Raw genomic sequence first — 24791 nt, 5'->3', positions numbered from 1 at the left:
AAATCCTCCTAAGTTACTGTAATAATAATGGGTTTGTTATTCCCTGGTTCTTTACGAACAATCATCCGTGAATTTTGATAGACTTTGATATTTACGGTTATCGGTGCTTGTATATCTGAAAATGCATTGATACGTTCAGATACATATTGCGCAAGCCCATAAATCTCGAGATAGGTCTTTGCACCTGTTGTTAAATCAATATCAAGTTGTTGAACCTTTTTATCGATTACAAACATCTTACCGGTAACACCAATACTTTCATCATTCATAAAATCCACAACTTCACGTTTAAACACAGAGAAATCAGCAGATGTTTCTGGATATTCTTCAGAAGCTTCTTGAGTACCTAAAAGTGTCCACTTTTCACTTGTTTGTTCAAACTGTCCACCACGTGATTCGAAGAATCCTTCACCAATAACACGTCCTGGTAAATATTTCCCTGGCAATGTGTCCGTATCACTTTCTTGAGCATATAACACAAGATAGATGGGTACATCACTCAGACCTTCAATTGTACGTAAATAAGAGATGAGTCGATTTCCAATTGAGGTACGCGCAATCTCATATAGTGTTTCGTCTGACAAACGAACGGGTAAGCCTGTTCCAGCTTCTGTTTGTACGCGCTTCATTACAAGTGCAATACCAACACCATCAATTTTATTGATATCATTTCCTGAATGAAAATTCACCTCTACCACATCCCGCACGAAGGTAGGTGTCTGAATTTTACGTCCTTTTTCAACAAACTCCGTCCCATCAACAGGATTTAAGCCGTAAGGATAATTTTTAGACTCGTGACGGAGGAGTTGATCATAGTGGTCATCATTAATGATTGACCCTTCTGAAATATTAAAGTTCGCTGGATTAAAGTGATCTTTTGATTTGTCTTGGAGTCGTCGTCCAATTTCAATCATGTCCACTTCTCTAAAGTTTGTCCCATAGTTTTGTCGCAATGGCGACGTTTTAAACGGTGTTAAAATTGAGTATTCACCCTTACCACCTTGAATTACCGAAACATTCTCTTTACCTGTTTCTGGTTTTGTTTCTTGACGCGCACATCCCGATACTAACAAGAGTCCCGCCAAACTAATCATCATCATTTTTTTAAATTTCATGAGTTCACCTCATTCAAGAATTCTTCTTCTGTCCATGTTTTAACGCCCAATGATTGAGCTTTTGTAAGTTTTGATCCAGCACTCTCACCATACACAACAACATCTGTCTTACTGCTAACACTACCTGATACACTGCCGCCAAACGATTCTATGATTTTCTTTGCATCCGTTCGACCCATTGTTTGTAATGTTCCCGTAAGCACAAACTTCATCCCTTCAAATTTACTGGAGGTCACAACATGATTGTAATTCCCATTCACGCCACGTTCAAGTAAATCTTCAATTAATTCGCGATTATGATCGATTTCAAAGAATGAAACAACAGACTGAGCAATGACACCACCAATCTCATCGATTTCAATGAGTTCATCATACGTTGCATCCATCAGTGAAGCAATTGTTTTGTAATGAGCGGCGAGAACATTGGATGTTTTCGCACCGACATGTCGGATACCAAGTCCAAAAATCAGCTTCTCTACCGAATTATTTTTACTGTTTTCAATTGCTTCCAGTAATTTTTCTGCACTCTTTGGACCCATTTTCTCAAGCTTCTCAAGTGCATCTTTATGTTCCTGCAATGTATAGATATCCGTAATTGTGTTAAGTAACTTCGCATCATGCAATTGATAAACACGACGTTCTCCTAAAGTATCGATGTTCATTGCATCCCTTGACGCAAAATGAACCAAGGCTTCCGATATTTTCGCAGAACAATCCACATTAACACAATAATGATCTGCCTCACCTTCAAATCGAACAAGATGCCCCATACAGATAGGACATACTTCAGGAAAGTGATATGGCTTAATCACATCCGTTCGATTGCTTACATCAACGGACACAATCTCCGGAATAATCTCACCGGCTTTACGAACAACAACCTCATCACCAACTCGAATATCTTTGTTAGTAATGTAATCCTCATTATGAAGGGTTGCATAACTTACCAGTGAACCTGAAATCTGAACCGGAGTGAGTTTCGCATTGGGTGTTATCTTTCCGGTACGACCCACGGTCACAAAGATATCCTCAACACGACTTTTCACTTCTTCTGCTTTAAATTTATAAGCAATCGCCCAACGCGGGGTTTTAACGGTAAATCCGAGTTCTTCTTGCATCGCAAAATCGTTTACTTTAATTACAACACCATCGATATCATAAGGTAAGGACGCACGCATGTGCTCAATTTCTTCTATACGTTGCCATACCGCATCGATTGTATTGCATAACTTTATTTCTGGGTTCACCTTAAAGCCAATTTGTTTTAGATAGGTAAGGGAATCATATTGACTTGTAATCCCTAATTCTTTAGCGTTAACCAACGTGTACCAAAAACCATCTAAGCCTCGAGTCGCAACAACTTTTGAATCAAGTTGACGAATTGTTCCTGCTGCCGCATTACGACAATTCGCAAACAAGGCTTCATTATTTTCCTTACGTGATTCATTAACTCGAGTAAACGATTTAACCGGCATAAACACTTCACCACGAACTGTAACATCTTCATCGACATTTAGTTGAAGGGGTATCGAGTCGATAACTCGAATGTTTTGCGTTACATCTTCCCCCACTGTACCATCTCCACGTGTTACAGCTTGTGTAAACAAACCATCTTCATAATCAATCGACATTGCAAGTCCATCAATTTTCAACTCCACAACATAAGAAACATTTGGGAATTGTGCACGTAAACGCTCATCAAACACTTCTAAATCTGAACGAGAAAATGCATTCCCCAACGAAAACATTGGAAAACGGTGTGTAACTTTTGAAAATCGTTCAGATACGACACCACCCACTTTTTGTGTTGGCGAGTTAATGTCAAAGAACTCAGGATGTTTTACTTCAAGCTCATTCAATTCACGTAATAATTGATCGTATTCAACATCCGCGATTGTTGGTTGATCCATAACATGGTATTCGTAATTATACTGATGTAATTTTTTACGCAACTCTAAAATTCGTTCTTTACTCATGACATGTCTCCCTTCAACCGAATGCCTGCATATTTTCTTGAAATTACTTTTGTTCCATGTGGGAAATTAAAGGCAATCTTTATTGTGTCATCATCGACACGAATCACAATCCCTTCACCAAAGTCATCATGAACGACTTGGTCTCCACTTTTGAATTTAATTTTTTTCTTTAACTTAGTCAGACCGGATGCTTTTTCAAATGAACTTATAGCATCTTGAACTTCACTACGACTTATCGTTGGCGTTGCTTCCATCTCCGAAGTTTTTTCGTCTAAATGCATTTCTTTTATAAAACGCGATGCACGGGCATACCCTCCAGCAACAAAGTTATATCCAATATTATTGGATAGGAAGAGCCGTTCTTTCGCACGGGTAATCGCAACATACATCAAACGTCGCTCTTCTTGAATTCCTCCAGAACCTTCTTGAATGCTGTTTTTATTTGGGAAGATATTATCTGCCAATCCCATAATAAAGACGTTTTCAAATTCCAGCCCTTTCGCAGCATGAACCGTCATAAGACGAACATACTCCCCTTCCACAACTTCACTTTTATCCCCATAAAGACTCACCATTTGAATGTATTCATCCAAACTTGGATTTTCGTAATTTTCTTGGAACGTTAAGGCGTCACCAATTAATTCTTTTAGACTTTCAACGCGTTCTAGTTCTTGAATTTTTTCGAAATGCTCTCGAAGTCCACTTCGTTTTAAAACATATTGCATAATCGTTTCGATCGATGCTTCTTGCGCCATTTCTCTAAAATCTTCAATCATCATCACGTAATTACGAATTTTCGGTGTTGCTTGTTGATGATGAACATCATAAAGCATGCTTTCATACATCGTCATTTCACGCTCACGGGCTTGCAACATGATTGTATCTAATGTTTTTTCACCAATACCCCGACGTGGCATCGCAATACTTCTTCGTAAAGCGAGATCGTCACCATGTGTAATCATCCGTAAATAACTCATCATATCTTTTATTTCAGCTTGATCGTAAAAGCGTAAACCACCATAAATCACATACGGTATGCGCCGCGCCATCAGGACTTTCTCAAGTGCACGTGACAAGTAATTTGAACGATACAGAACTGCCATATCTAAATAAGAATGTCCTTCATCATGCAACTCTAACATTCTATTGGCAACCCAATACGCCTCTGCATCACCATCATCAAGTGTTGCATATTGAACCGGAAAATCACTTTCCTTGTTTGCATGCAACGCTTTATCGGGACGATCTTTATTATTTTTAATCAATGTATTTGCACTATCGAGAATATGTTGTGTTGAACGGTAGTTTTGGTTCAACGTAATAGTCTCTGACTCCGGATACTTCTTATCGAAATCAATGATGAAATCCACATTAGCACCACGCCATGTATAAATTGTCTGATCGGGATCTCCCACGACATACAGTTGATTTTCATCACCCACTAACGCATTCACAATACCATATTGAACGTGATCCACATCTTGGAACTCGTCTACTAAAACGACATCAAAGCGACGTCGCCATTTATCACGAACTTCGAGATTTTCTTTAAACAATCGATTCACTTCTAAAAGCAAGTCATCAAAATCCAAAGCAAAAAGTTCATGTAAACGATTCACATAAAAACGATATAAATTTACTTTTTTCTGTTCATGATAATTCGATCCTGCCATACGTTCTGCTTGCGAAACATCAACCCCTGCAAACTTATTATTTGAAATATAAGTCAATGCTTCACGAAATGAAATATCTTTACGGTCATAATCAAATTGTTTGTATGCTTCACGCATAACCGCTTGTTGATCTGACGTATCCAAGATCGTAAAATTACGAACTAAATTTAATGCTTCATACTCCTCACGAATAATACGAACACATAAAGAGTGAATGGTTGAAGTATGAACCCGTATTGCATCAGGCAACATCGCTTCCATTCGTTCCTTCATTTCATTCGCCGCTTTATTCGTAAATGTTATTGCACAGATTTTAGATGGATAATATCCAAGATCGCGCATGAGATGCACAATCCGAGTTGTGAGAACCCGAGTCTTTCCACTCCCAGCTCCCGCAATCACACGCACATGTTTTGCTTTTGTTAATACTGCTTCTTTTTGTTCTTTATTTAATCCTTGAATATAATCCATTTTATCACCGCTAACATTATAGCATATTCACCCGTTTGACTGAGTGACATTTACTAAGGAAATGTTTGCGCTCAAACACCTTTCTAACCTATAATATGTAGGAATATATTTAGAAACTGAGGTAAGAGTATGAGAGTCCCTACTGAATGGACTGATTTTGAAGTCCTAGACGCTGGAAATGGTTTAAAAACAGAACGTTACCATGACATTATTGTGCGACGTCCAGATCCTGTTGCGACATGGAAACCCGCATCACCTGGCATGCCCATCGATGCTTTTTTTGAAGAAGGCTGGAATTTTAATCGAACACTCCCTGAAAGTTGGATCATCCAATATAAAGATTTAAACTTTAAGGTTCGTCCAACATCATTTAAACATACCGGTATTTTCCCCGAACAAGCCGTTAATTGGGATTGGATGCGTTCCATAATTCAAACTCATACAGAACCCGTTCGTATCCTTAATTTATTTGGATATACCGGTGGCGCAACCATCGCTTGTGCGAAAGAAAATGTTGAAGAAGTGGTTCATATTGATGCCCTCAAGGGGATGATTGCTTGGACTCGTGAAAACATTGAACTCAATGATTTAACTGATAAAAAAATCCGAACCATTGTCGAAGATGCCATGAAATTCATCGAACGCGAAAAGCGACGTGGACGTACCTATCACGGAATCGTCATGGATCCGCCAAGTTTTGGTCGAGGACCTAAAGGAGAACGTTGGAAAATCGAAGACCAACTTCAACCTCTTTTAAATGCTGCTATGGAGCTCCTCGACCCCAATGCACTCTTTGTAGTCTTAAACACCTACACGACAAACCTTACACCTAAAAAGGTACGACATGCCCTCAACGATGCACTACGCGACCAAAAATTCCCACTCAACACACACAGCGAAGCAATTGGCCTTCCCATTACTTCAATGGACACAATGTTACCTTGTGGTGTCACAACAAGATGGTGTTACGATGAAAATCTTTTATGAGGATAACCACGTCATCGTCGTGGAAAAAAAACCAAACCAACCCTCTCAAGGTGATGAAAGCAATGACCTTGACTTACTTACAGAAGTTAAGGAATACATTAAAGTAAAATATGATAAACCTGGAAATGTTTATGTTGGTCTTGTACATCGACTTGATCGTCCAGTAGGTGGCATCATGGTCTTCGCAAAAACATCAAAAGCAGCAGGACGACTCAGTGATCAAATTCGAACCCGTACCCTAGACAAAACCTATACCGCTGTTTGTACGGGATATGTTGAAGCCACTACATTCCGTGATACGATGGTAAAAAATCGTAAGACAAACACGTCTTATGTGGTTGATAAAAATCATCCTGATGGTAAATATGCAGAACTTCATGTCATCGAAGCTTACTACCATCCTTCAGAAAATTTATCCACAGTTAAAATTAAACTTGTAACTGGAAGATCGCACCAAATCCGGGTTCAATTCGCATCACGTGCTCACGCCTTATGGGGTGATGCTCGCTATAATAAGCATTCCCAACCAGGACAACAAATTGCTTTATGGGCAACCAAACTCAGTTTTGATCATCCCATAACAAAAGAGCGCATGACCTTCACAAGTCACACGCCCTCTAAATTCCCATTTAATCTTTAGAAACCATTGCCATAATTTCATCACGGCGCAATTCACAATCATCATGCGCCATCTTAAACAAATCTTCAAACTGTTCTTCAGATCCTTTAAAGCGACCGACACCAACTTCTTGAGTTGGATAAATGTAGGTTGCTTTTTTCTCGTCCACAAGTTTATTAATCAGGTTACGTTCTTCGTAATAAACATCACGACGACTCTCAAAATCTTGAACAAGTTTCGGATACTTACGATACACAGTTCGTAAAAGCATTTTCTGCGCAAACCCTTGATCCTTACGAACATAATCTGCCGATTTCGTTGTCACGACAATATGACGTGTACAACCTTCATCAATACTTTTTTGAACTGGAATCATGGTTGTAATACCACCATCCATATATTTACGTCCATTAATCCATACCGCACGGCCTGCAACCGGCAACGTACATGCAGCTTTAATAAACAATGGATCTTGAGCTAATTGTTCTTTATCAATCCAAATAGTTTTTTCACCTGCGATATCATAAACACCGATATCAATCTTACCCGGTATTTTATTCATCTCAGTAATTGGATAGTCTAATTCCTTTGTAACGGTATTGTAAAGAAAGTCATATCCAACAAGTGTTTTTTCCGCTAAAATCGGACGAATCCCTACATTACGTTTATCAGCTGCAACCTCAATCGCTGCTTTTTCTAGTGTGTCTTTTTTTCCTAAAGCAAACATACCACCATATAGTGCTCCAGATGATATCCCTACAATATAATCAAACTCTATTTTTTCTTGTAATAACCAATGTAAAACACCTGCAGTGTATGCTCCACGCATCCCACCACCTTCTAAAACCAAACCAATTTTTTCCATTTTAACCTCACATTAAGCCACTAAATATACGGGCAATTGATCGAAAGAGTCTTACCAAATAAGGGACTGCTAGACAATCCTCTAAGGTAATCTCAATCGCATTCTCTGTAATGGTATGCATCACATCATCATAACAATCTCCAACGATGTTGTTGTCGATAAAGAGAATACTGCACTCAAAGTGCAAATAATAACTTCTAAAATCCATGTTTGTTGTTCCTACAAGTGCAATCTGATCATCCGCTACAAACGTTTTTGAATGCACAAAACCCGGTTCGTATTCGTAAATACGCACACCACTTTCAATCAAGATTTGATAGTTAGATTTTGTCACATGATTCACAATCTTCTTATCAGGGATATGCGGAACGATAATACGAACATCGACCCCACTTCGCGCTGCAAGCTCGAGAGCTTGAATGACTTCATGGCCCACAATTAAGTATGGCGTTTGAATGTAGATATAATCACGTGCATTGTTGATCATGGATAAATGAGCGTCTAATCCTAAATCATAACTATCTGTTGGTGCATCCGCAAAAGGCATGACATAGCCTTGTGCATTTTCTAAATCACCAAAGTCGTATTTATAATCATTCGGATTTTCAATCTCTCCCGTATAATAACGGAAAAACTGTAGAAACATCAAGGTAAGTGAATGCACCGCATCCCCTTCAATCATGACCGCAGTATCTTTCCAGTGACCAAACTTACTGCCAATATTGATGTATTCATCCGCGAGATTAATACCACCAACAAACCCAACACGACCATCCACAACACAAATTTTACGGTGATCACGATTGTTCATTTGAATGGCTAGACGGGCTACTAATGGATTAAACTCTACACACACAATTCCAGCTTCTTCACATTGCTTCTTTAAATCACGGAAAAGTGCACAACCCCAGTCATCATACATCAACCGAACATCCACACCCTCTTCGACTTTCTTTCGCAGAATCACCAGCAGTTCTTGCCACATCAAACCTTCTTTTATGATAAAATACTCTAGAAAAACAAACTTCTCAGCTTTACGAATTTCTTCTTTCATATGTAGGAATTTTTCTTCGCCACTCCCAAGATACGTTGCTTCTGTATTTTTATAAATTGGGTAGTGTGAACTCGCCATTAAATACTTCACAAGACGTGCCCAGCGCGGCGTTGCCTCAATGGATTCTTCCAAGATACCAAATGATTCATCCTGTAAAAAAGCATCTTTAGAATAAGTGTCACTAATGCGTTCACGTAATTTCTTCGGAACCTTTTTACCACCAAAAATAAGATAACACACAGCACCAATCGGAGGAATTACGAGAATGATAATAGTCCAAGCCAATCGATAATATGGATCATCATTACGATTGGTAATGTAGATAATAAGGAGGACTGATAAAAACACAAAAAAAGCGTGCATAAACGCGTAATTAAGCGATAAATTCCAAATTAAGGCAACTACAATCGCAAACTCCGCAATCACAATAAGTCCTACCATAAAAATCTTATTCGTTAATAAACGTAGTAATGTTTTCATAAGTCCTCTTTCTATATGTAAATTATACTTTAAACTAAATTCAATAATCAAGTTTCTACTTGATTAAGACTAATGCAAAAGTTATGATATTAAGGATAGAGAGGTTGATAATCATGACAATCAAACCAAATGACAATAAAGAACTTGAAGTAATTGTCGATGGCAAACGTTACCAACGTTTACCTTTAAAAACAAAATTAATCATGCGAGATGATAATTTAATTAAAGTAATCAAAGAATTTGCGGATGCTTCATTACAAAATGGAGATATTTTATTTGTTACTGAGAAAGTTGTAGCAATCACACAAGGACGTGCTTATCCTATTAAAGATGTGAAACCACGTAAACTTGCATTTACGTTATCAAAATATGTAACCAAAACACCTCATGGAATTGGTTTAGGAATGCCTGAAACCATGGAAATGGCACTGCGTGAATGTGGAACACCACGCATTATCCTTGCCGCAGGTGTTGCTGCAATCACAAAACCATTTGGACGTAAAGGTGATTTCTACCGTGTAGCGGGTTCGAAAGCACGTGCTATCGATGGACCAACTTCCCATACAATTCCACCTTATAACGAATATGTAGTACTTGGACCTGAACGTCCAAACGAGGTAGCCAAAGCAATTAAAGCTGCATTTGATAAAGATATTGAAGTTATCGTAACCGATATTAATGATCTTGGTGGAAATATACTAGGATCAAGTGCTTCTTCAATTGATCACCAATTAATGGTTAAAATATTAAAGGATAACCCCCTTGGTCAAAAAGCACAATCAACACCATTAGGAATTATCCGTAAAATTTAAAGTTTAATCGTATATATTTCTTTAGACGTTTCTCCAAGTTTAAACAACTCATGATCCGCCATGATATCAATGGTCGAATGATAGTTGCCACCTAACTTGAGAATCGTCTTTTTTGATGCAATATTATCAGGGTTACAGGTAATGATTAATTCAGGTAAACCTGGCTTTACCGATTTCACAATATCAAAAAGCGCAACACAAGCATGATAAGCAAAATTGTGCCCTCGATAAGGTGGATAGATGATATAACCAATATTTCCGTAATACCATAGATCCCGACCGTGCTCATTACGATACTCACACCGTCCAACATAACGATCAATTTCACCTACATAAATATCAAATAAGAGTGTTTCGACACCATTATCATCAAATTCATCTGAAATATCGATCAATTTAAGTTCCATTATGATTCACCTCGAACTAGAAATCTTTTTTATAAAATATGTAACCAGTATACCCAACAAGACTTGATACAACTAATTTGATAGCAATGAGTAAAAGTGGACTTGCAATCTGATATTTCGCAAATTCAATTACCAATCGGTAACTCACTAAAATCCCCACTGCAATAATCGCGTATGAAATACCTCTGTCTTTTCTAGATGTAAAGAGACGATATAGAATAATGAGTACAGTTGCATAGGCAATAAAATCTGCTAGAACAGAGACCGAAACATCTAAATAACCGATCGGTTGAATTCCAAGAACTGAGTCAATCGCATTTTGAACCATTTCGGGATTGGTATTATCACCAATAAATTTCGCTGTGTCTCCTTTATTAATCGCAAGAGATAACATAATATAATTCATCAATGACATCGCAGTTTGAAATACATTCATAAGCATAAAGCCAAGAACCATCATGATTGGTGTATTTTCATTCAAATGTTTTTTTACGAAAGCTTTCATTACAAAAAATGAAATGATCACAAACGATAACGCAACAACTACAGTAAATAACAGCAACTGTGCTAATTGCGGTAAAGATAGAAACCAACTTGTTTTATTTAACACAACGCCAAACCCATTCACAATGGCATTTGTACCCATAAAGATTACAAGTCCCCAGATTAAGGTACGACTTAAATCTTCATCACGACGGTAACGTCCTAATAATACAACCATCATCGCAATAATAAACACAAAACTCACAACCATCATTGCGATTTGCATACCACTTACATGCATTGCTCCATCCATAAAAACTACCTCCACGTTTACATTTACCTTTATTCATTATATTATAAACAAAGGAGGAATACCATATGAATCATCGTAATGAAAATGCTAGTTTTATGGATGTAAACGTAACCGTAATCGCAATTATCTTGTGGGCTTTTAGCTTTGCAGCTGCTGTTGGTAATCGTGATTTAAGTGTTTTTCCATTAATCTTCGCGTTTCTCGTTTTATTTTTAGAAAAACGTAGTCAATACCTTAGAAATCACGCAGGTCAGATAGCCGTGTTAAACATCGCAATCTTTGTGATTAATCTAATCATCGGAATTATTCAAACCGTCTTTATATCTGTTCTTGGTTGGATTGTACTAGTAGGACCCACTGCTGTTCTGATTTTCACAATTATAAACATCGTTTTAAGTCTTATATACAGCTTGTATCATATCTTTGGAATCGCTAAAGCCGGTAAATTTCAGTACTGTAAATTGCCCCTGATTGGATTTTTTGGGGATATGCTTGAACAAGCCATTACAAGTAAATAATTTAAGCACCCTTAATCATGCATTTACTTTAATGCGATCAGCGTGCTTAGTGTTGTAATATAGAAAAAAAACAGTGGATAAATCCACTGTTTTCATTTTAGCTAACTAATTAGATACCTCTAACGTTTGCTGCTTGTTCGCCACGTGGACCTTCAACAACTTCGAAGCTAACTTCTTGTCCTTCTTCTAAAGTTTTGTATCCATCAGCAACGATTGCTGAGTAATGAACAAAGATATCTTGTCCACCCTCGATAGTAATGAATCCGTAACCCTTTTCAGCGTTAAAGAATTTCACTTTACCTGTACTCATGCTAGTACCTCCTATCAGAATAAGATGTACTCAAGCGTAATTCGCAAACTAATATACCAGTTCTTCAAAACACATTGAGTTTATTACGATTTAATATATATACTAATCATAAACATTCTTATTACAACTTGATATTATCACTTCTAAAACACCTTGTCAATGAATTATCGTGCCACAAACCCATAAATATTAAGCGTTTACATTTAGATGGCAAAACACAATAAATAACGCTTTAGGATTGACTCTTTCGATTCATTGATAGGCTTTGTTTTAATCTATCGAAAATGATCATTTTGAGACGCGTTCAAAATGTAGGGTTTTTGTTATATTCCGAACACAATGCTTAATTCGATTTGCATAATAATAATTGTCTTTTATCATCAAAACCTTAGGATTCTCCAAAGTCTGCCACATGCTTTACCTCAAACTGTGGCATGATTCAAATACCCACTTCTAATTGGACCTAATGTTAATTTGTAAAATAATTCCTTCAGGTCATTTTAAATTTAATACCGAATTACTATCCCGTCATAAGATTTCTATTAAATCCATTTATATTTATTATATAGAGTTGATATCATAATCTGTTTAATTTAACTCGTTTTGTCTTTAATGTTAGTACGCACGCCATCAATGATAAATAATGAAAACTATTACCGTTTGGTAATGGATAAAATGAAAGCATATTACGTATGTTTATCTGGATTTTTCATCATTATCCACCTTTCGATTATCACAAAAGTTTCATCTTAGCATCAGCATGTTTTCCCGTATTTTCCTTCATATCTTTATGTTATACCGGATAATGATTAATCTAAATCAATTCTTTTCTCGCTCTCATTTCAGTTCGCCTCTATATTCTTAGAAATATAACTTGTATCTTTCATCATGAATTTCTGTCATAATAGAGTACGAAATGAGGAATATATATATGAAACATATTTTAAAAGTAGAACATAATGATGAACTTTTGAATTATCTCTTGAGCCAAGACTTACCTTATAGTCGTTCAAAGATTAAATCACTCTTAAAACACGAGTGTATTTCAATTGATAATGAAGTTACAACACAATTTGATGATCTCATCACTGCGGGACAAACCATTACAATTGTAAGTCATAACCAACAACGCGATACACCTTTACAAATTCTCTATGAAGATAAAGATATTTTAGTTGTGGATAAGCCTTACAAGCTCTTGACGGTCTCTAATCGAAAAGAAGAAGAGTTGACAGCATTTCGTCTCGCTAGTGATTACGTAAAGAAACAAGATTCTAAAAATCGTATTTTCGTAGTACACCGTTTAGACCAAGATACATCTGGTGTCTTGATGTTTGCGAAAAGCGAGTATGTTAAACGCTTGTATCAAGATAAGTGGTCAGAACTTGTGGATGAGCGCTTGTACGTTGCGATTGTTGAAGGTGTTGTGCCTAAAGACAAGGATGTCATTCGATCCTTCTTAAGACAAAATAAAACAACACACATGTACTCTACATCATCGGGTCAAGAAGCAATCACGAACTATGAAGTGATTAAGCGTACCGAAAACAATACAATTTTAAAAATTCAAATTGATACAGGACGTAAAAACCAAATTCGTGTCCATATGAATGATATTGGACATCCTATTATTGGTGATAAGAAATATGATGCTAAGACAAACCCACTCAAACGTCTTGGTTTACATGCTTACCGTTTAAGAGTTATGAACCCTAAAACAAAGAAAATGATGACTTTTGTATCACCATTACCACCAAAATTTAAAAAATTATCCAAAATTACGCCAACACAAGAAACATCAATCTAAAACGAAAGCCCCACTTATTATGCGTGGGGCTTTTTTTTAGATTATATTATTTGTGGACCACTTCAAAATCGCTTTATAACTTAGTAAAGCAAGAACCAGAATAAGCAAGCGTTTCGTAGAAAACGTATTTGTAAGAAGCATCAAGATCATGCGCATGATGATAAGCAAGATAAAACTTATCATTATAAAATGTTCAAATTCTTGTTTTATTTCATTTGAGCTAAATCCCAGAGATTTTAGTTGTATCAGGTGATTTTCATCTTGGAATGTTTGAGTAGCATTTTTTAAAAATACCCCCATTATCACACAGCTTGCAACAAACCAGATACTAATTAACATCTCGAAAGACATCGTATTGCGAAATGATACAAATAGGAGTAAGTCACCAATCAAAATGACAAGTCCACCAAGAAGCCGATCTCTAAAAAAACATTCTTTAAGATATATTTTCATGCTGTTCAATCAACGCTTTTAATATTGGGGTGAGGTTTAAGCGTTGCATCCTTTCATAGTGATGTACCTCGGTATCAATTACTTGAATCCCTGAATTTAAGATTCCCACAGCAGCATCATCATTTTTTGTTTTAATCCATACTTCTTGAGTAATTCCTTGATAACGGTCTTTAAGATTTTCAACGGTATCCGAAACAATACACTGTCCTTTGGACATGAGGACAATTTTATCCGCAATGGTTTCAAAATGTTCAAGAGTGTTGGTTGCGATGATCGCAGTGTGATCATCACGAAGTAGTTTTGTTTGTATGTCATCCCGTAGTTTGTTTAAATGACGTGCATCAAGACCAAAGCTGGGTTCATCCAAAAGATGTAGATTGCTTTGTTTCTGCATCATGAAATGATAAAGAATTTGTTGTTGCTGTCCTTGTGACATTTCATCGATACGATCTAAATTTGAAAATCCCATTGCTCTTACTTGTTGCATAAATAACTTAAAATCCCAATTTGGAATCAGTGCTTCTCCATATCCACCTAAATCCGATAATCGAATCGAAGTTTTAAATGGAAACTGAGAAGGAATATAACAAACCCCTTCGGTTATCGAATAGTCATGAGCAGATTTGTTATCAATGGTCACATTTCCAAGGTCTGGTTTTAATCCACCACTTAATAATTTAAGCAGTGTTGTTTTCCCATTGCCATTTGCCCCAATCACCAAAATCAACGTTCCAGAATCGAGGCTAAGTTTTGGAATATCAAGTGTTAATGTATTACGTTGGATTTTTAGATTGTTTATGTGGATCATACGTTACACCCTTGCATCATTTGAATAAATTGATCCAAACTCGGATTTCTATCAAATACACTCAAATCTAGATGACGTTTCGCTAAGCATTTTCGCGCATCGTGTGGAAACTGTTCGATGTCTGTAAAAAGTACACAGCTTCCCTTTTCCATATATAAAACATAATCCAGTAAGTTTTCAATTCCTTTCACATTATGGGTTGATATCATTGCAATTGCATCCTGATTATAGATGTTTTCATGTAATAACCTGATGAATTCATCACGCTTAAATGGATCAATGCCTTCAGTAGGTTCATCTAAAATATACAGTTTTGCTTCAGTCGCAAGTGCGATACAAAACATAAGGTGTTGTTTCTCACCCAAACTAAGTTTGTTTAGGGGTGTTTTTAAGTTCAATTTAAATTTGAGACGATATTGTTCAAATAAGGATTGATTCCATGTTGGTATGAGTAGCGATTCTAAGGTTACAATTTGTTGAGGAGTCATATTTAATGGATAGGGAATTGTATCGGGTATATATGAACACAAAGAATTGATTAGAGGATTGGAACCCATTGTTATTAATCCTGATGTGTGCTGATACTGTTGCATCATCATTTTCATTAGTGTTGTTTTTCCAGCACCATTTTCTCCAAAAACACCACACATTGTTCCTGACATGATTTCAAACGACATCGGCTCGATTTCAAATGAACCTTCAAATTTACGACCAAGATGATCGACGGTTAAATTGTTAGACATAGCTTCTCCTTTAAATTAAGTCTAAATGACTTAATGCATATTGATAGTTTTGATAGATGAGTACAATTGATGCAAGACTACCGATAGTCACTTTATAAAGGAGTGGTAGTGGAAGACTTACAATGCAGCCGATCAATATAATTGCGATGATAATTTTCACGGCAGCCATCCCTATTTCCTTTGGACGTTCGATATGAATTTTATAAATACGCGTTAAACTGAATACTTGTAAGATTCCTACGATATACAAAATGATCATACTCTTGTAAATTTCTTTCCAAAAAAGGTCATTGGAAATCTGTGATATATTAAATCCCGCTTGTTGGTAATGCATCATTTCTTCACTGGATATTAGGATTTCAGTTCCAAAAATACTACGGAGTCCAAAATAGAAGAACGCGATAATCATTGCGTTAAATATAAATGTAATGAGACTTACACCAAGCATATCGATAAAAAAAGTTTTCTTGGAACGATATCGTAGCGAAACATAGTTTTTCCAATTTTTTTGAGTAAAGAAAATAATTGTAAAGATGCCTGGGTTGATGCGATATTCCTGAAGTACAAAAGCATAAATACATATCATCAACATTATTACTAAAAATGTTTTATATGTGTAAAAAGATCTAAAAAGTGTGTACTGCCGTTTGATTGCGTTTTTCATAATTTTCTTTCCCGTTTCTAATGTTTTTCGTATGCTTCATCTAAGAGCTCAATTAAATCCCGCTTGGTAATATCAGCATTTTTCGCAATGGTGATGATTGAATCAAGATGTGACTCAATGGAACTTACAGAATCTCTATAAAGTTTATCTTTACCAAGTTCTGATACATACGATCCCTTACTTGGAATCGTATAAAGATATCCTGCTTTTTCTAGTTCCTCATACGCCCTTTTGGTAGTAATGACACTTACCTGTAATTCTTTAGCTAGAAACCGTATCGAGGGCATGGCTTCATGTGGCTTAAGGGTACCATTTCCAATTTCTTGTTTAATCTGAACAACTATTTGTTCATATATGGGTAAATCATATTCTGTTTTGATGTATATGTTCATAGGAATCCTCTCTGTGTATATACAGTATATACAGTTAAGAAATTTTGTCAATCTAAAAAAAAACAGCCTTTCAGCTGTTTTCATAAATTTCAATCCAGTCATCCGGTGTTATCTTGCCAACAAGATCTTGAATAAGTTGAATTGGTATTTCGGTATTTTTCGTAAAACGGATGCACGACTTGCCCATGTTTAATTTGGTTGGAACAGATTGTTGATAGGATGATTCAAACCAACTTAATATTTCCGGTTGTGCATAGATGCCCATATGGTAAAAACCAATATGATGTTTTTGATATCCTAAACTTATAAATGGCAGGGGTACCGTGGGATCACCACGATATCCTTTGGGGTATAGCGATAATGGTACGACAAATGATGGCATGTTGTATTGCATAACCAGTTCAAATCCATCAGGTATCGAGGATTGTATTGCGTTAAACAGTAAGGTGTATTGTTCTTTAAATGCACCCTCACCCTGATTTATATAGCTTTGAATGTCCATTAAAACATTCTCCTTTTAACGTCCCACTCTTCACGTAGCATACCGTATTTTAATGCATCATAATACTTTCCTTGGTAATAACGAACACTTCGAATTCTTCCTTCCAAAGTCATTCCAATATTCTCACCAACACCCATCATCGCTTTATTACCCGACCAGGTAGAAAATCCAAGTCGTTGGATGTTGGGGAATGCTGTAAAGAGTTGATCCATCCAAAACATAGCACATGAACTTCCAAGTCCATGCCCCCATTCATTCTCATCATAAATTACAATTCCAAATTCAAGCCAACGTGTTTTATATGACTCCCAATAATAGGATACAAGTCCAATTAAACGACCGTCTTTAAAAATTCCCTGTCTAAAATCAACATCCAAGTATAATTCAAGTCGTGAAGCCTCAAATTCTTCGTAGGATAATGGAAGATGTTCATCAAGAAAAGGTGCATCAAAGGACATCCACGGTCTTTCTCTTTGAAATGCATATTCCCAAAGTAATTTCATGTCTTTTTTTTGTAGTTTACGTATCTCTATCATAGGTCACACTCCTTAATGATATTATACCCTAAATATCATAGAAGTTCTGTCTTGGAGGTTTTTGAGGTATAATATGCGAAAAAGGTGGTCGAATATGTCTGATTATTCAGTAGTGATAATTCTTTCTATAATGTGTATTGGTTTAGGGGGTATTCTTTTTATATCCTTTAGGCGCAATCGTGGGCGGATTTTAAATGGATTTTTATTCAATGCGTTATTGATGCTTATCGCAGTTGATATCATTGCGTTTTCTTTCACCCATTACAATCCCTTTCTCCAAGCAATTTCTTTGTTATTAATGATTCTGGGAATTTTAGTCTTTCTTTTAGGTTACTATATTCTCATAATCGGTCTTTTTAAAAATGCGAAACGTTTAATCCAGAAAGAAGGGGTTCGTTTTTCAAATTTATTAACGCTTTTTGCCGGGGTCGGTTTAATTTTCTTTGTCTTTATTATTCCGTTACTGTCTAAATTAATACCACAAGAGTTACGATGGATGCATACACTTTTGACCTGTATTACGTTTTCGTGCTTTTACTTTATTTTTGTTTTCATTAATTTCCTATCGTCCTCTTTTCTTTATCAGTTTTTTAAACCCCATAAAGATCGTGATTTTATTATTGTATTGGGGAGTGGACTTCGAAATGGTACCGAAGTTCCCCCACTGCTTGCTGCTCGAATTGATGTAGCTCTTGAATATTATCACCATCAAAACATACCACCTCGTCTTATTTTTAGTGGTGGACAAGGGGAAGATGAATGCGTTCCCGAAGGGCAAGCGATGCGTGATTATGCACTTAATCGCGGCATTCCTGAATCCCACGCCCTCATGGAAACGCGATCCACAACGACCTATGAGAATATGCTTTTTTCAAAAGAAATTATGGATACTTACGAATTTGACCATCCCTATACTTGTCTTTTTAGTTCCAATACCTTCCATATTTTTAGAGCCAGTCAATATGCACGACGTGTCGGTTTAGATGCGCAAGGCATCGGCGCAAAGACAGCTGGTTATTTTGTACCCAATGCACTGATTCGTGAATTTATTGCATTGATGGTTATGCATCGACGCTTTCATCTCATTCTTAATGGGCTTGCCTATGCTGTTATTTTCCTTGCAAGTTTTCTCTAATTTATTCTTAAAGAGTCTTAAGTGGCTCTTTTTTTTATGATTATTATTGACAATATTTGTTCGTTAAAGAATAATTAGAAAATGAAATTAAAATTTTAAGGGGTATTATATATGAATAAATTATCAAAATCACAGTTATTATCTGTAAGTTTAATGTTGTTTTCGATGTTTTTCGGTGCTGGAAATCTTATTTTTCCGACGATGATTGGTTATCTTGCAGGATCTCATAAATGGATTGGTATTTTCGCATTCAGTGTTACGGCTGTACTTTTACCGATTCTCGCACTGGTTGCCGTTTCGAAACAAGATGGTTTTTTAAATCTTGCGAACAAAGTCCACCCTTGCTTCGCATTGATTTTCTCAACTATTTTGTATCTTTTAAGTGGACCACTTCTCTCAGTACCGCGTGCCGGTATTATGCCTTTTGAAACGTCAATACGCCTTCTCTTTGATAATCCGAATCATATTCAAATGGGATTACTGATTTATTCATTTCTGTTTTTTCTTCTGTGTTTTGGTTTTTGTATTAAACCACAAGCACTCAGTGATCGTGTTGGAAAAATCTTAACGCCATTACTCTTACTGTTTATTCTTATTTTGTTTGGTGCAGCGTTTTTCACAACCTTGTCCCGAAACACACTTTCCCATGAACCTTACCTTACATCCGGGTCTGCTTTCGCAAGCGGTCTTGTGGATGGTTACCTAACCTTGGATGGATTGGGTGCTTTAAACCTTGGTATTTTAGTTACAATGTCAATTAAAAGTTATGGTTTAAAAGATGAACAACAAGTTCGAAAGACAACCGTTCAATCAGGTGTTATTGCGGGAGTACTCTTGTTTATTGTTTACTGTATGCTTGGTTTTTTAGGTAATTTAATGTCGAGTGAGCTTGTTCAGGCTCAAAATGGTGCGGAGGTTATTGCACATCTTGGAACACGTTTATTTGGAAATTATGGCCCTTTTGTTCTTGGTATGCTTTTCTTTCTTGCTTGTCTTACAACCTGTGTGGGTCTTATCAGTTGTTCTGCGGAATTCTTTGCGGAACGATATCCACGCTTAAGCTACCATCGTAGTGTATCAATCCTTTGCTTTATAAGTTTCGCAATCTCCAATATTGGGCTCACAACAATTCTGAAAATCAGTGGCCCCATCCTCGCGTGTGTCTATCCAGCCGCAATTGTTTTAATACTCTTAGGTTTATCCTCAAGACCCTCTACCCTTACATACCGGATTGCAATTATATCCAGTACGCTTTTTAGTGTTATTGCAGTCCTTGATCATTTCAAAATTTCAATTCCCCTCATAACTCAATTCTGTCGAGCACTGCCCTTCTACGCACTTAATCTTGGATGGGTTGTTCCCACATTTATCCTTGCATTATTTAGTTTAATGCTCCAAAAGAAAGAGGAACTTCAATAAGTTCCTCTTTTATTTTTGGGTTAGATGATAAATTGCCTCAATTTCTTTTTGTTTCAAGTGATGTTTTAGATACACAAAGTGTAAAGGCCGTTTTAATTCAAAATCTTCGAGATCAAGGTATGTTAATGCTTTGTTTTCGATTTCTTCATGCGCAACTTTGGTATACATAAATGAAACAGCATGGGATTGTTTTAAAAATGTTTTGATTGTTTGAAAACTACCAATCTCTTGTACGGATTGAAATGAAGTTAAACGATGATTATGAGCTGTTAACCAGTTTTCAAAAATTGAGCGCGTACCTGAACCCAACTCACGTACTATAACCGGATATGACAGGAGTTTCTCTAAACTCACACTTTGACCTACCAACGGATGAGTTCGTGCCACCACGGGCATAAAACGAGCCTCTGTAAAGATATGCGAGGTAAAGATATCTTGATCAAACATACCTTCAACCAAAGCACAATCAATAGCACCTGATTTCAAATCCTCTAAAAGCGTATCCGTATTCGCAACTTTAATCTTAAAATTGACACACTCTTCAATAAGATACGATCGTAAAGATGTCGGAAAATAGTAATCCGCAATCGACAGAGTCATACCAATGGATACCGGGTTTTCAACACCTTCAAGTTTTTGAAACAACACCTCCTGGTATGCATTTTGTATTTTAGCGAAATCATAAAGTAAATAGGCTGATTGTGTAAAATGCAAGACTCGACCTTCAAAAAACACCAACTTACATTGGTAGATTGATTCCAAGCGCTTAATGTGTTGAGAAACTGCAGGTTGAGTCAAATGAAGCACAGAAGCTGCTTCAGTATAACTTTCCAACTCCATCACAGTCATTAATGTTTTTAACTTTGGATCCATATACCCTCCATAAATATTCTTTATCCATTATAACATAGAATAATAAAGCGTTATGATAACACATGGTATACTTTCTTTGGAAAGAGGGGTCTTATGAACTCAATTAAAAAATATACACCCGGTTTTATCCTTTCATGCCTTGTAGCTCTTATCGCTGTGCTACTTGAAAGTCTATTACCCGTAAAATTTGTCGGAGCATCCGTCATTGCACTGCTTATTGGAATGCTTGTGAATACGTGGAAAGAACCCAGTCCAGTTATCAAAACAGGTTTAAAATTCACATCCAAGCATGTTTTAAAATTCGCAATTATTCTTTTAGGAGCATCACTAAATATTACGATGATCTTAACAGTTGGAAAACTATCCTTAGCGGTTATGGTATTTACACTGCTTACATGTTTTGGTGGAGGATACTTTATTGGGAAAAAACTTGGTTTAAATTGGAAGTTATCCAATTTAATCTCTGCTGGTACTGGAATTTGTGGTGGTTCCGCAATTGCTGCGATTGCACCTGTCATTGAAGCAGAAGATGAAGATATCGCTTATGCGATGTCCGCAACATTTTTATTTGATGTACTGATGATTGTACTCTTCCCGATTATGGGAAAAGCATTAGGTCTCACGGATATGGCTTATGGTTTGTGGGCAGGTACTGCTGTGAATGATACATCAAGTGTTGTGGCAGCGGGTTATGCATTCTCGGAAGCTGCAGGAGATTTCGCGACGATGGTGAAATTAACACGGACGTTGGCTATTATTCCAACCGTAATTGTCTTCTCATTAATTCATGCACACGTTAAAAAACGTGATGGCTTAACTCCCGCAAATGAGTCCCTTAAATTAACACAAATCATACCTTGGTTTATTTTATTATTTATTGGAATGGCTATCCTCAACAGTACTGGTATTATACCCGTTGGCGTTAGTCATCTTCTCAAACAAATTAGTAAGTTTTTAATGGTTTGTGCACTTGCTTCAATTGGATTGAATACAAAATTTAAATCCATGATAAAGACTGGACTTAATCCGTTCCTCCACGGTTTTATTATTTCTTTACTCGTGGTGGTCGTTGCATTGGGTGTTGAATTTATGATGGGCATTGTTTAGACACACAAAAAAACAGGATGAATTTCCTGTTTTTTTGTGTGTCTTGATGAAACTGAAGGACTGATAGTGGAAAGAATATGGATTGATAACATGACGCTATCAAATCAACGAGATTAATTATGTATTACGGTCATTCAGTTTTAAGACATTGTCAGTATACAAAATTATTGCCTCGAATAGAATTTTCTTTTTCTTAATAATTCTTAACTGTTAACTCCAAACATAATTGAAACTGGGTTCCATTGCGATTCCACGTTAAAAATCCATCTTGAAGATTCATCAAGCGTTCGCAGCTTCTTAACCCGATACCATAACTCTCATGATTTCTTGGCACCAAAGCAATTTCATTCTCCACAAGAATCCGCACTTTCGGACCATGCATTTTTATATGAACACTAACTCCTTGATCATATTGTGCGTATTTAATAATGTTTGACGTTATATTATCAAAAATACGATGCATCAAGATATGCGAAACATAACACCAACCTTGTTCATTACTGAAATCTTCAACCACGACCTCAATACCATACACCCCAAGGGAGGACCGTAACTGCTTCAAAAAATCATGTTTCAAATCATTAAAGGATGTTTTAATAATCGGAAAGGAATGTTCCTCTTGATTTGCGATATCCGTAAAACATTGTAGTAATTCTTGAGTTAAATCTTTAACCTGATGTGCTTTCTGATAACATCGATGAATTTTATCATGATGCGAGGAATTTAAGCTTTCATCATTTTGTAAGTATTCAAGATAACCCAGTAATATTGTCATTGGCGTGCGAATATCATGCGACAACGTTGTGGTTGCATCTTTTAGTGCTTCTTGTGATCGTACAACCATCTCAGTATTCGCGATTAGTGCTTCGCGCATCATATTAATACCACGCGCTAAATCCGTTAATTCATCATTACCTTGTTCTGATACTTTCGTTTCGAGCATACCTCCACCAATCGCATTAAGTTCATTGGTAATCGTTTCTATGTAAGAAGTCATACTTCGTAATAAAATACACATCACCGTTACAAACGCGATAAACGATACAACACGGTTCACTTGATCAACGCGATCTAAAAATTCAATATTATCTTGACTCATAATATCAACCCGAAGCGGTGTTCCATTCACATTTAAACCAAAGGTTTGTAGTGGATACGATGCGTCATTAACCGTGTCAAAGGACCTTACTTCCACTTCAAGATCGTTCGTATACAATAATTTCGAGTCGTTGTAGATGTAGAAAAGCGAATACGGATATTGTTTAACCCAATCATTGAGTTGATCAAGGGACTGCTCGGTAATCTTTTTTTTCGCGATATAAGTTTGTAAGGAATCCACACGTTGATGAATCGTATTACGATTGGGATGGACACTTGTGATATAGATTTCAGAAAAATGTCTCATCGTGAAGTATAAACAAGAACTCAAAACCGTCGCAATAAGGATGTAGATAAGAATTTGAAACGAAAGCCGTGTTGGCTTTTTCGTCTGCCTAAAGACCATCGTATGTATACCCTTTACCCCAAACATTTTTCACAATCTTAGGTTTATTGGGTTCATCTTCTACTTTTTTACGGAGATTACGAATATGAACCATGACTGTATTGGAACAGGAATAGAAATACGTATCTTCCCATACAATTTCAAAAAGTTGTTCCATGGTGTAAATACGGCCTGGATTCCCTAAAAGAAGACGTAAAATACGATATTCACGCTCCGTTAAGTCAAGTAAAACTCCATTTTTATAGACTTCATTGGTTCTTCGATTTAAGCGTAGATTTCCTTCTTCAAGCATCTCATAGTCATTTCCTTGTTGCTTACTTCCATAATTACAGTAACGTCGTAAAAGTGCTTTAACCCGAACACTAAGCTCTAGATATGAAAAGGGCTTCATTACATAATCATCGGCACCCGCAGAAAACCCTCTCACAACATCTTCTTCTTTCTCTTTAGCTGTCAGAAAAAGAATTGGAATTTGATGTGCATCACGTATTTTCCGGCACAGTTTAATACCATCAATCTCAGGCATCATCACATCTAAAATCGCTAAATCAAATCCATCATCAAGCGCCTCCAATGCATCATACCCGTTCGAATACGTCTGCACTTGAAAGCCATCGTTTGTAAGTAGTAGTTCAAGTAGTTCCCGAATTTCAAAATCATCATCGACCACAAGTATACGATTCATAAAACATCCTCCTCAAGTAAATCAAGTTTAAATATAGAGATTCTCACTTTTCTTGTCAATAATTGTTATTCAAAATCACA

26 protein-coding genes are annotated in these 24791 nt (G+C 36.6%); 8 read left to right on the top strand and 18 right to left on the bottom strand.

The window, feature by feature from the left end:
- Positions 1–8: 8 nt before the first annotated feature.
- From LLS04_RS05025 to LLS04_RS05015, 3 genes are read right to left on the bottom strand one after another with little or no spacing between them, the layout of a single operon-like run.
- The gene (locus LLS04_RS05025) at positions 9–1115 is read right to left on the bottom strand and encodes a CamS family sex pheromone protein (protein ID WP_323610594.1); all 1107 of its coding nucleotides are present in this window, start codon (positions 1113–1115) and stop codon (positions 9–11) included.
- Positions 1112–3091: an NAD-dependent DNA ligase LigA gene (gene ligA / locus LLS04_RS05020; RefSeq protein WP_323610592.1), complete on the bottom strand. Its 1980-nt coding sequence runs from the start codon at positions 3089–3091 to the stop codon at positions 1112–1114. Before ligA ends, LLS04_RS05025 begins: the two co-directional genes overlap by 4 nt.
- Positions 3088–5235, bottom strand: coding sequence for an ATP-dependent helicase (locus LLS04_RS05015; protein WP_323610591.1), 2148 nt, complete (start codon positions 5233–5235; stop codon positions 3088–3090). The genes ligA and LLS04_RS05015 overlap by 4 nt, the downstream gene beginning before the upstream one ends.
- A 129-nt stretch (positions 5236–5364) precedes the next feature.
- Here LLS04_RS05015 and LLS04_RS05010 point away from each other — a divergent pair, with 129 nt between their 5' ends.
- Positions 5365–6222, top strand: coding sequence for a class I SAM-dependent methyltransferase (locus tag LLS04_RS05010; protein ID WP_323610590.1), 858 nt, complete (start codon positions 5365–5367; stop codon positions 6220–6222).
- Positions 6206–6862 carry an RluA family pseudouridine synthase gene (locus LLS04_RS05005; RefSeq protein ID WP_323610589.1) on the top strand — a complete coding sequence of 219 codons (657 nt, stop codon included), beginning with the start codon at positions 6206–6208 and terminating at the stop codon, positions 6860–6862. Before LLS04_RS05010 ends, LLS04_RS05005 begins: the two co-directional genes overlap by 17 nt.
- On the opposite strand, the gene LLS04_RS05000 is transcribed toward LLS04_RS05005, so the two are convergent.
- Together LLS04_RS05000 and cls are read right to left on the bottom strand one after the other, a co-directional pair.
- A complete protein-coding gene (locus LLS04_RS05000) occupies positions 6852–7706 on the bottom strand; it encodes a patatin-like phospholipase family protein (protein WP_323610588.1) in 855 nt (284 codons plus the stop codon). The genes LLS04_RS05005 and LLS04_RS05000 overlap by 11 nt on opposite strands.
- A gap of 7 nt (positions 7707–7713) precedes the next feature.
- Positions 7714–9240 carry a cardiolipin synthase gene (gene cls / locus LLS04_RS04995; RefSeq protein WP_323610587.1) on the bottom strand — a complete coding sequence of 509 codons (1527 nt, stop codon included), beginning with the start codon at positions 9238–9240 and terminating at the stop codon, positions 7714–7716.
- Between the two features lie 113 nt (positions 9241–9353).
- Between cls and LLS04_RS04990 the strand changes: the two genes are divergently transcribed.
- The gene (locus LLS04_RS04990) at positions 9354–10052 is read left to right on the top strand and encodes a coenzyme F420-0:L-glutamate ligase (RefSeq protein WP_323610586.1); all 699 of its coding nucleotides are present in this window, start codon (positions 9354–9356) and stop codon (positions 10050–10052) included.
- On the opposite strand, the gene LLS04_RS04985 is transcribed toward LLS04_RS04990, so the two are convergent.
- Positions 10049–10459, bottom strand: a complete 411-nt coding sequence (locus tag LLS04_RS04985) for a GNAT family N-acetyltransferase (RefSeq protein WP_323610585.1) — start codon at positions 10457–10459, stop codon at positions 10049–10051. The genes LLS04_RS04990 and LLS04_RS04985 overlap by 4 nt on opposite strands.
- Before the next feature lie 16 nt (positions 10460–10475).
- Entirely contained in the window at positions 10476–11255 is a 780-nt protein-coding gene (locus tag LLS04_RS04980; protein ID WP_323610584.1) for a hypothetical protein, read from the bottom strand.
- 65 nt (positions 11256–11320) lie between these two features.
- On the opposite strand from LLS04_RS04980, the gene LLS04_RS04975 reads away from it, so the two are divergent.
- Positions 11321–11773: a hypothetical protein gene (locus LLS04_RS04975; RefSeq protein WP_323610582.1), complete on the top strand. Its 453-nt coding sequence runs from the start codon at positions 11321–11323 to the stop codon at positions 11771–11773.
- A 109-nt stretch (positions 11774–11882) separates the two neighbouring features.
- On the opposite strand, the gene LLS04_RS04970 is transcribed toward LLS04_RS04975, so the two are convergent.
- Positions 11883–12083, bottom strand: coding sequence for a cold-shock protein (locus LLS04_RS04970; RefSeq protein WP_003775575.1), 201 nt, complete (start codon positions 12081–12083; stop codon positions 11883–11885).
- A 931-nt stretch (positions 12084–13014) separates the two neighbouring features.
- Between LLS04_RS04970 and LLS04_RS04965 the strand changes: the two genes are divergently transcribed.
- The gene (locus tag LLS04_RS04965) at positions 13015–13890 is read left to right on the top strand and encodes an RluA family pseudouridine synthase (protein ID WP_003775577.1); all 876 of its coding nucleotides are present in this window, start codon (positions 13015–13017) and stop codon (positions 13888–13890) included.
- 36 nt (positions 13891–13926) lie between these two features.
- Here LLS04_RS04965 and LLS04_RS04960 read toward each other — a convergent pair whose 3' ends face one another.
- The 7 genes from LLS04_RS04960 to LLS04_RS04930 all read right to left on the bottom strand — a co-directional run bounded on the left by LLS04_RS04960 (position 13927) and on the right by LLS04_RS04930 (position 17988).
- Entirely contained in the window at positions 13927–14343 is a 417-nt protein-coding gene (locus LLS04_RS04960) for a hypothetical protein (protein WP_323610581.1), read from the bottom strand.
- Positions 14327–15151 carry an ATP-binding cassette domain-containing protein gene (locus LLS04_RS04955; protein ID WP_323610580.1) on the bottom strand — a complete coding sequence of 275 codons (825 nt, stop codon included), beginning with the start codon at positions 15149–15151 and terminating at the stop codon, positions 14327–14329. The genes LLS04_RS04960 and LLS04_RS04955 overlap by 17 nt, the downstream gene beginning before the upstream one ends.
- The gene (locus LLS04_RS04950; RefSeq protein WP_323610579.1) at positions 15148–15894 is read right to left on the bottom strand and encodes an ABC transporter ATP-binding protein; all 747 of its coding nucleotides are present in this window, start codon (positions 15892–15894) and stop codon (positions 15148–15150) included. Before LLS04_RS04950 ends, LLS04_RS04955 begins: the two co-directional genes overlap by 4 nt.
- A gap of 10 nt (positions 15895–15904) precedes the next feature.
- A complete protein-coding gene (locus LLS04_RS04945; RefSeq protein WP_323610578.1) occupies positions 15905–16558 on the bottom strand; it encodes a hypothetical protein in 654 nt (217 codons plus the stop codon).
- Between the two features lie 17 nt (positions 16559–16575).
- The gene (locus LLS04_RS04940) at positions 16576–16950 is read right to left on the bottom strand and encodes a GntR family transcriptional regulator (RefSeq protein ID WP_323610577.1); all 375 of its coding nucleotides are present in this window, start codon (positions 16948–16950) and stop codon (positions 16576–16578) included.
- Between the two features lie 70 nt (positions 16951–17020).
- Positions 17021–17452 (bottom strand): DUF1801 domain-containing protein, encoded by a 432-nt coding sequence (locus tag LLS04_RS04935; protein ID WP_323610576.1) that lies wholly within the window; start codon positions 17450–17452, stop codon positions 17021–17023.
- On the bottom strand, positions 17452–17988 hold the full coding sequence (locus tag LLS04_RS04930) for a GNAT family N-acetyltransferase (RefSeq protein ID WP_323610575.1): 537 nt from the start codon (positions 17986–17988) through the stop codon (positions 17452–17454). Before LLS04_RS04930 ends, LLS04_RS04935 begins: the two co-directional genes overlap by 1 nt.
- A 94-nt stretch (positions 17989–18082) precedes the next feature.
- Here LLS04_RS04930 and LLS04_RS04925 point away from each other — a divergent pair, with 94 nt between their 5' ends.
- Both LLS04_RS04925 and brnQ read left to right on the top strand, forming a co-directional pair.
- Positions 18083–19123: a YdcF family protein gene (locus LLS04_RS04925; protein ID WP_323610574.1), complete on the top strand. Its 1041-nt coding sequence runs from the start codon at positions 18083–18085 to the stop codon at positions 19121–19123.
- A 111-nt stretch (positions 19124–19234) separates the two neighbouring features.
- The gene (gene brnQ / locus LLS04_RS04920) at positions 19235–20542 is read left to right on the top strand and encodes a branched-chain amino acid transport system II carrier protein (protein ID WP_323610573.1); all 1308 of its coding nucleotides are present in this window, start codon (positions 19235–19237) and stop codon (positions 20540–20542) included.
- Positions 20543–20551: 9 nt separating this feature from the next.
- Here the strand turns inward: brnQ and LLS04_RS04915 are convergent, their stop codons facing one another.
- A complete protein-coding gene (locus LLS04_RS04915; protein WP_323610572.1) occupies positions 20552–21415 on the bottom strand; it encodes a LysR family transcriptional regulator in 864 nt (287 codons plus the stop codon).
- 93 nt (positions 21416–21508) lie between these two features.
- On the opposite strand from LLS04_RS04915, the gene LLS04_RS04910 reads away from it, so the two are divergent.
- Positions 21509–22522 carry a YeiH family protein gene (locus LLS04_RS04910; protein ID WP_323610570.1) on the top strand — a complete coding sequence of 338 codons (1014 nt, stop codon included), beginning with the start codon at positions 21509–21511 and terminating at the stop codon, positions 22520–22522.
- Positions 22523–22715: 193 nt separating this feature from the next.
- On the opposite strand, the gene LLS04_RS04905 is transcribed toward LLS04_RS04910, so the two are convergent.
- Both LLS04_RS04905 and LLS04_RS04900 read right to left on the bottom strand, forming a co-directional pair.
- Positions 22716–23927: a HAMP domain-containing sensor histidine kinase gene (locus LLS04_RS04905; RefSeq protein ID WP_323610569.1), complete on the bottom strand. Its 1212-nt coding sequence runs from the start codon at positions 23925–23927 to the stop codon at positions 22716–22718.
- An 88-nt stretch (positions 23928–24015) separates the two neighbouring features.
- Complete coding sequence (locus tag LLS04_RS04900) at positions 24016–24711, bottom strand: response regulator transcription factor (protein ID WP_003775607.1); 696 nt, start codon at positions 24709–24711, stop codon at positions 24016–24018.
- Positions 24712–24791: the final 80 nt, after the last annotated feature.

Origin of the sequence: Erysipelothrix enhydrae, assembly GCF_035066605.1 — a bacterium.
GTDB lineage: Bacteria > Bacillota_I > Bacilli_A > Erysipelotrichales > Erysipelotrichaceae > Erysipelothrix > Erysipelothrix amsterdamensis.
Note: the sequence above shows the minus strand (reverse complement) of the source record. Positions and strands in the feature narration are given on the sequence as shown.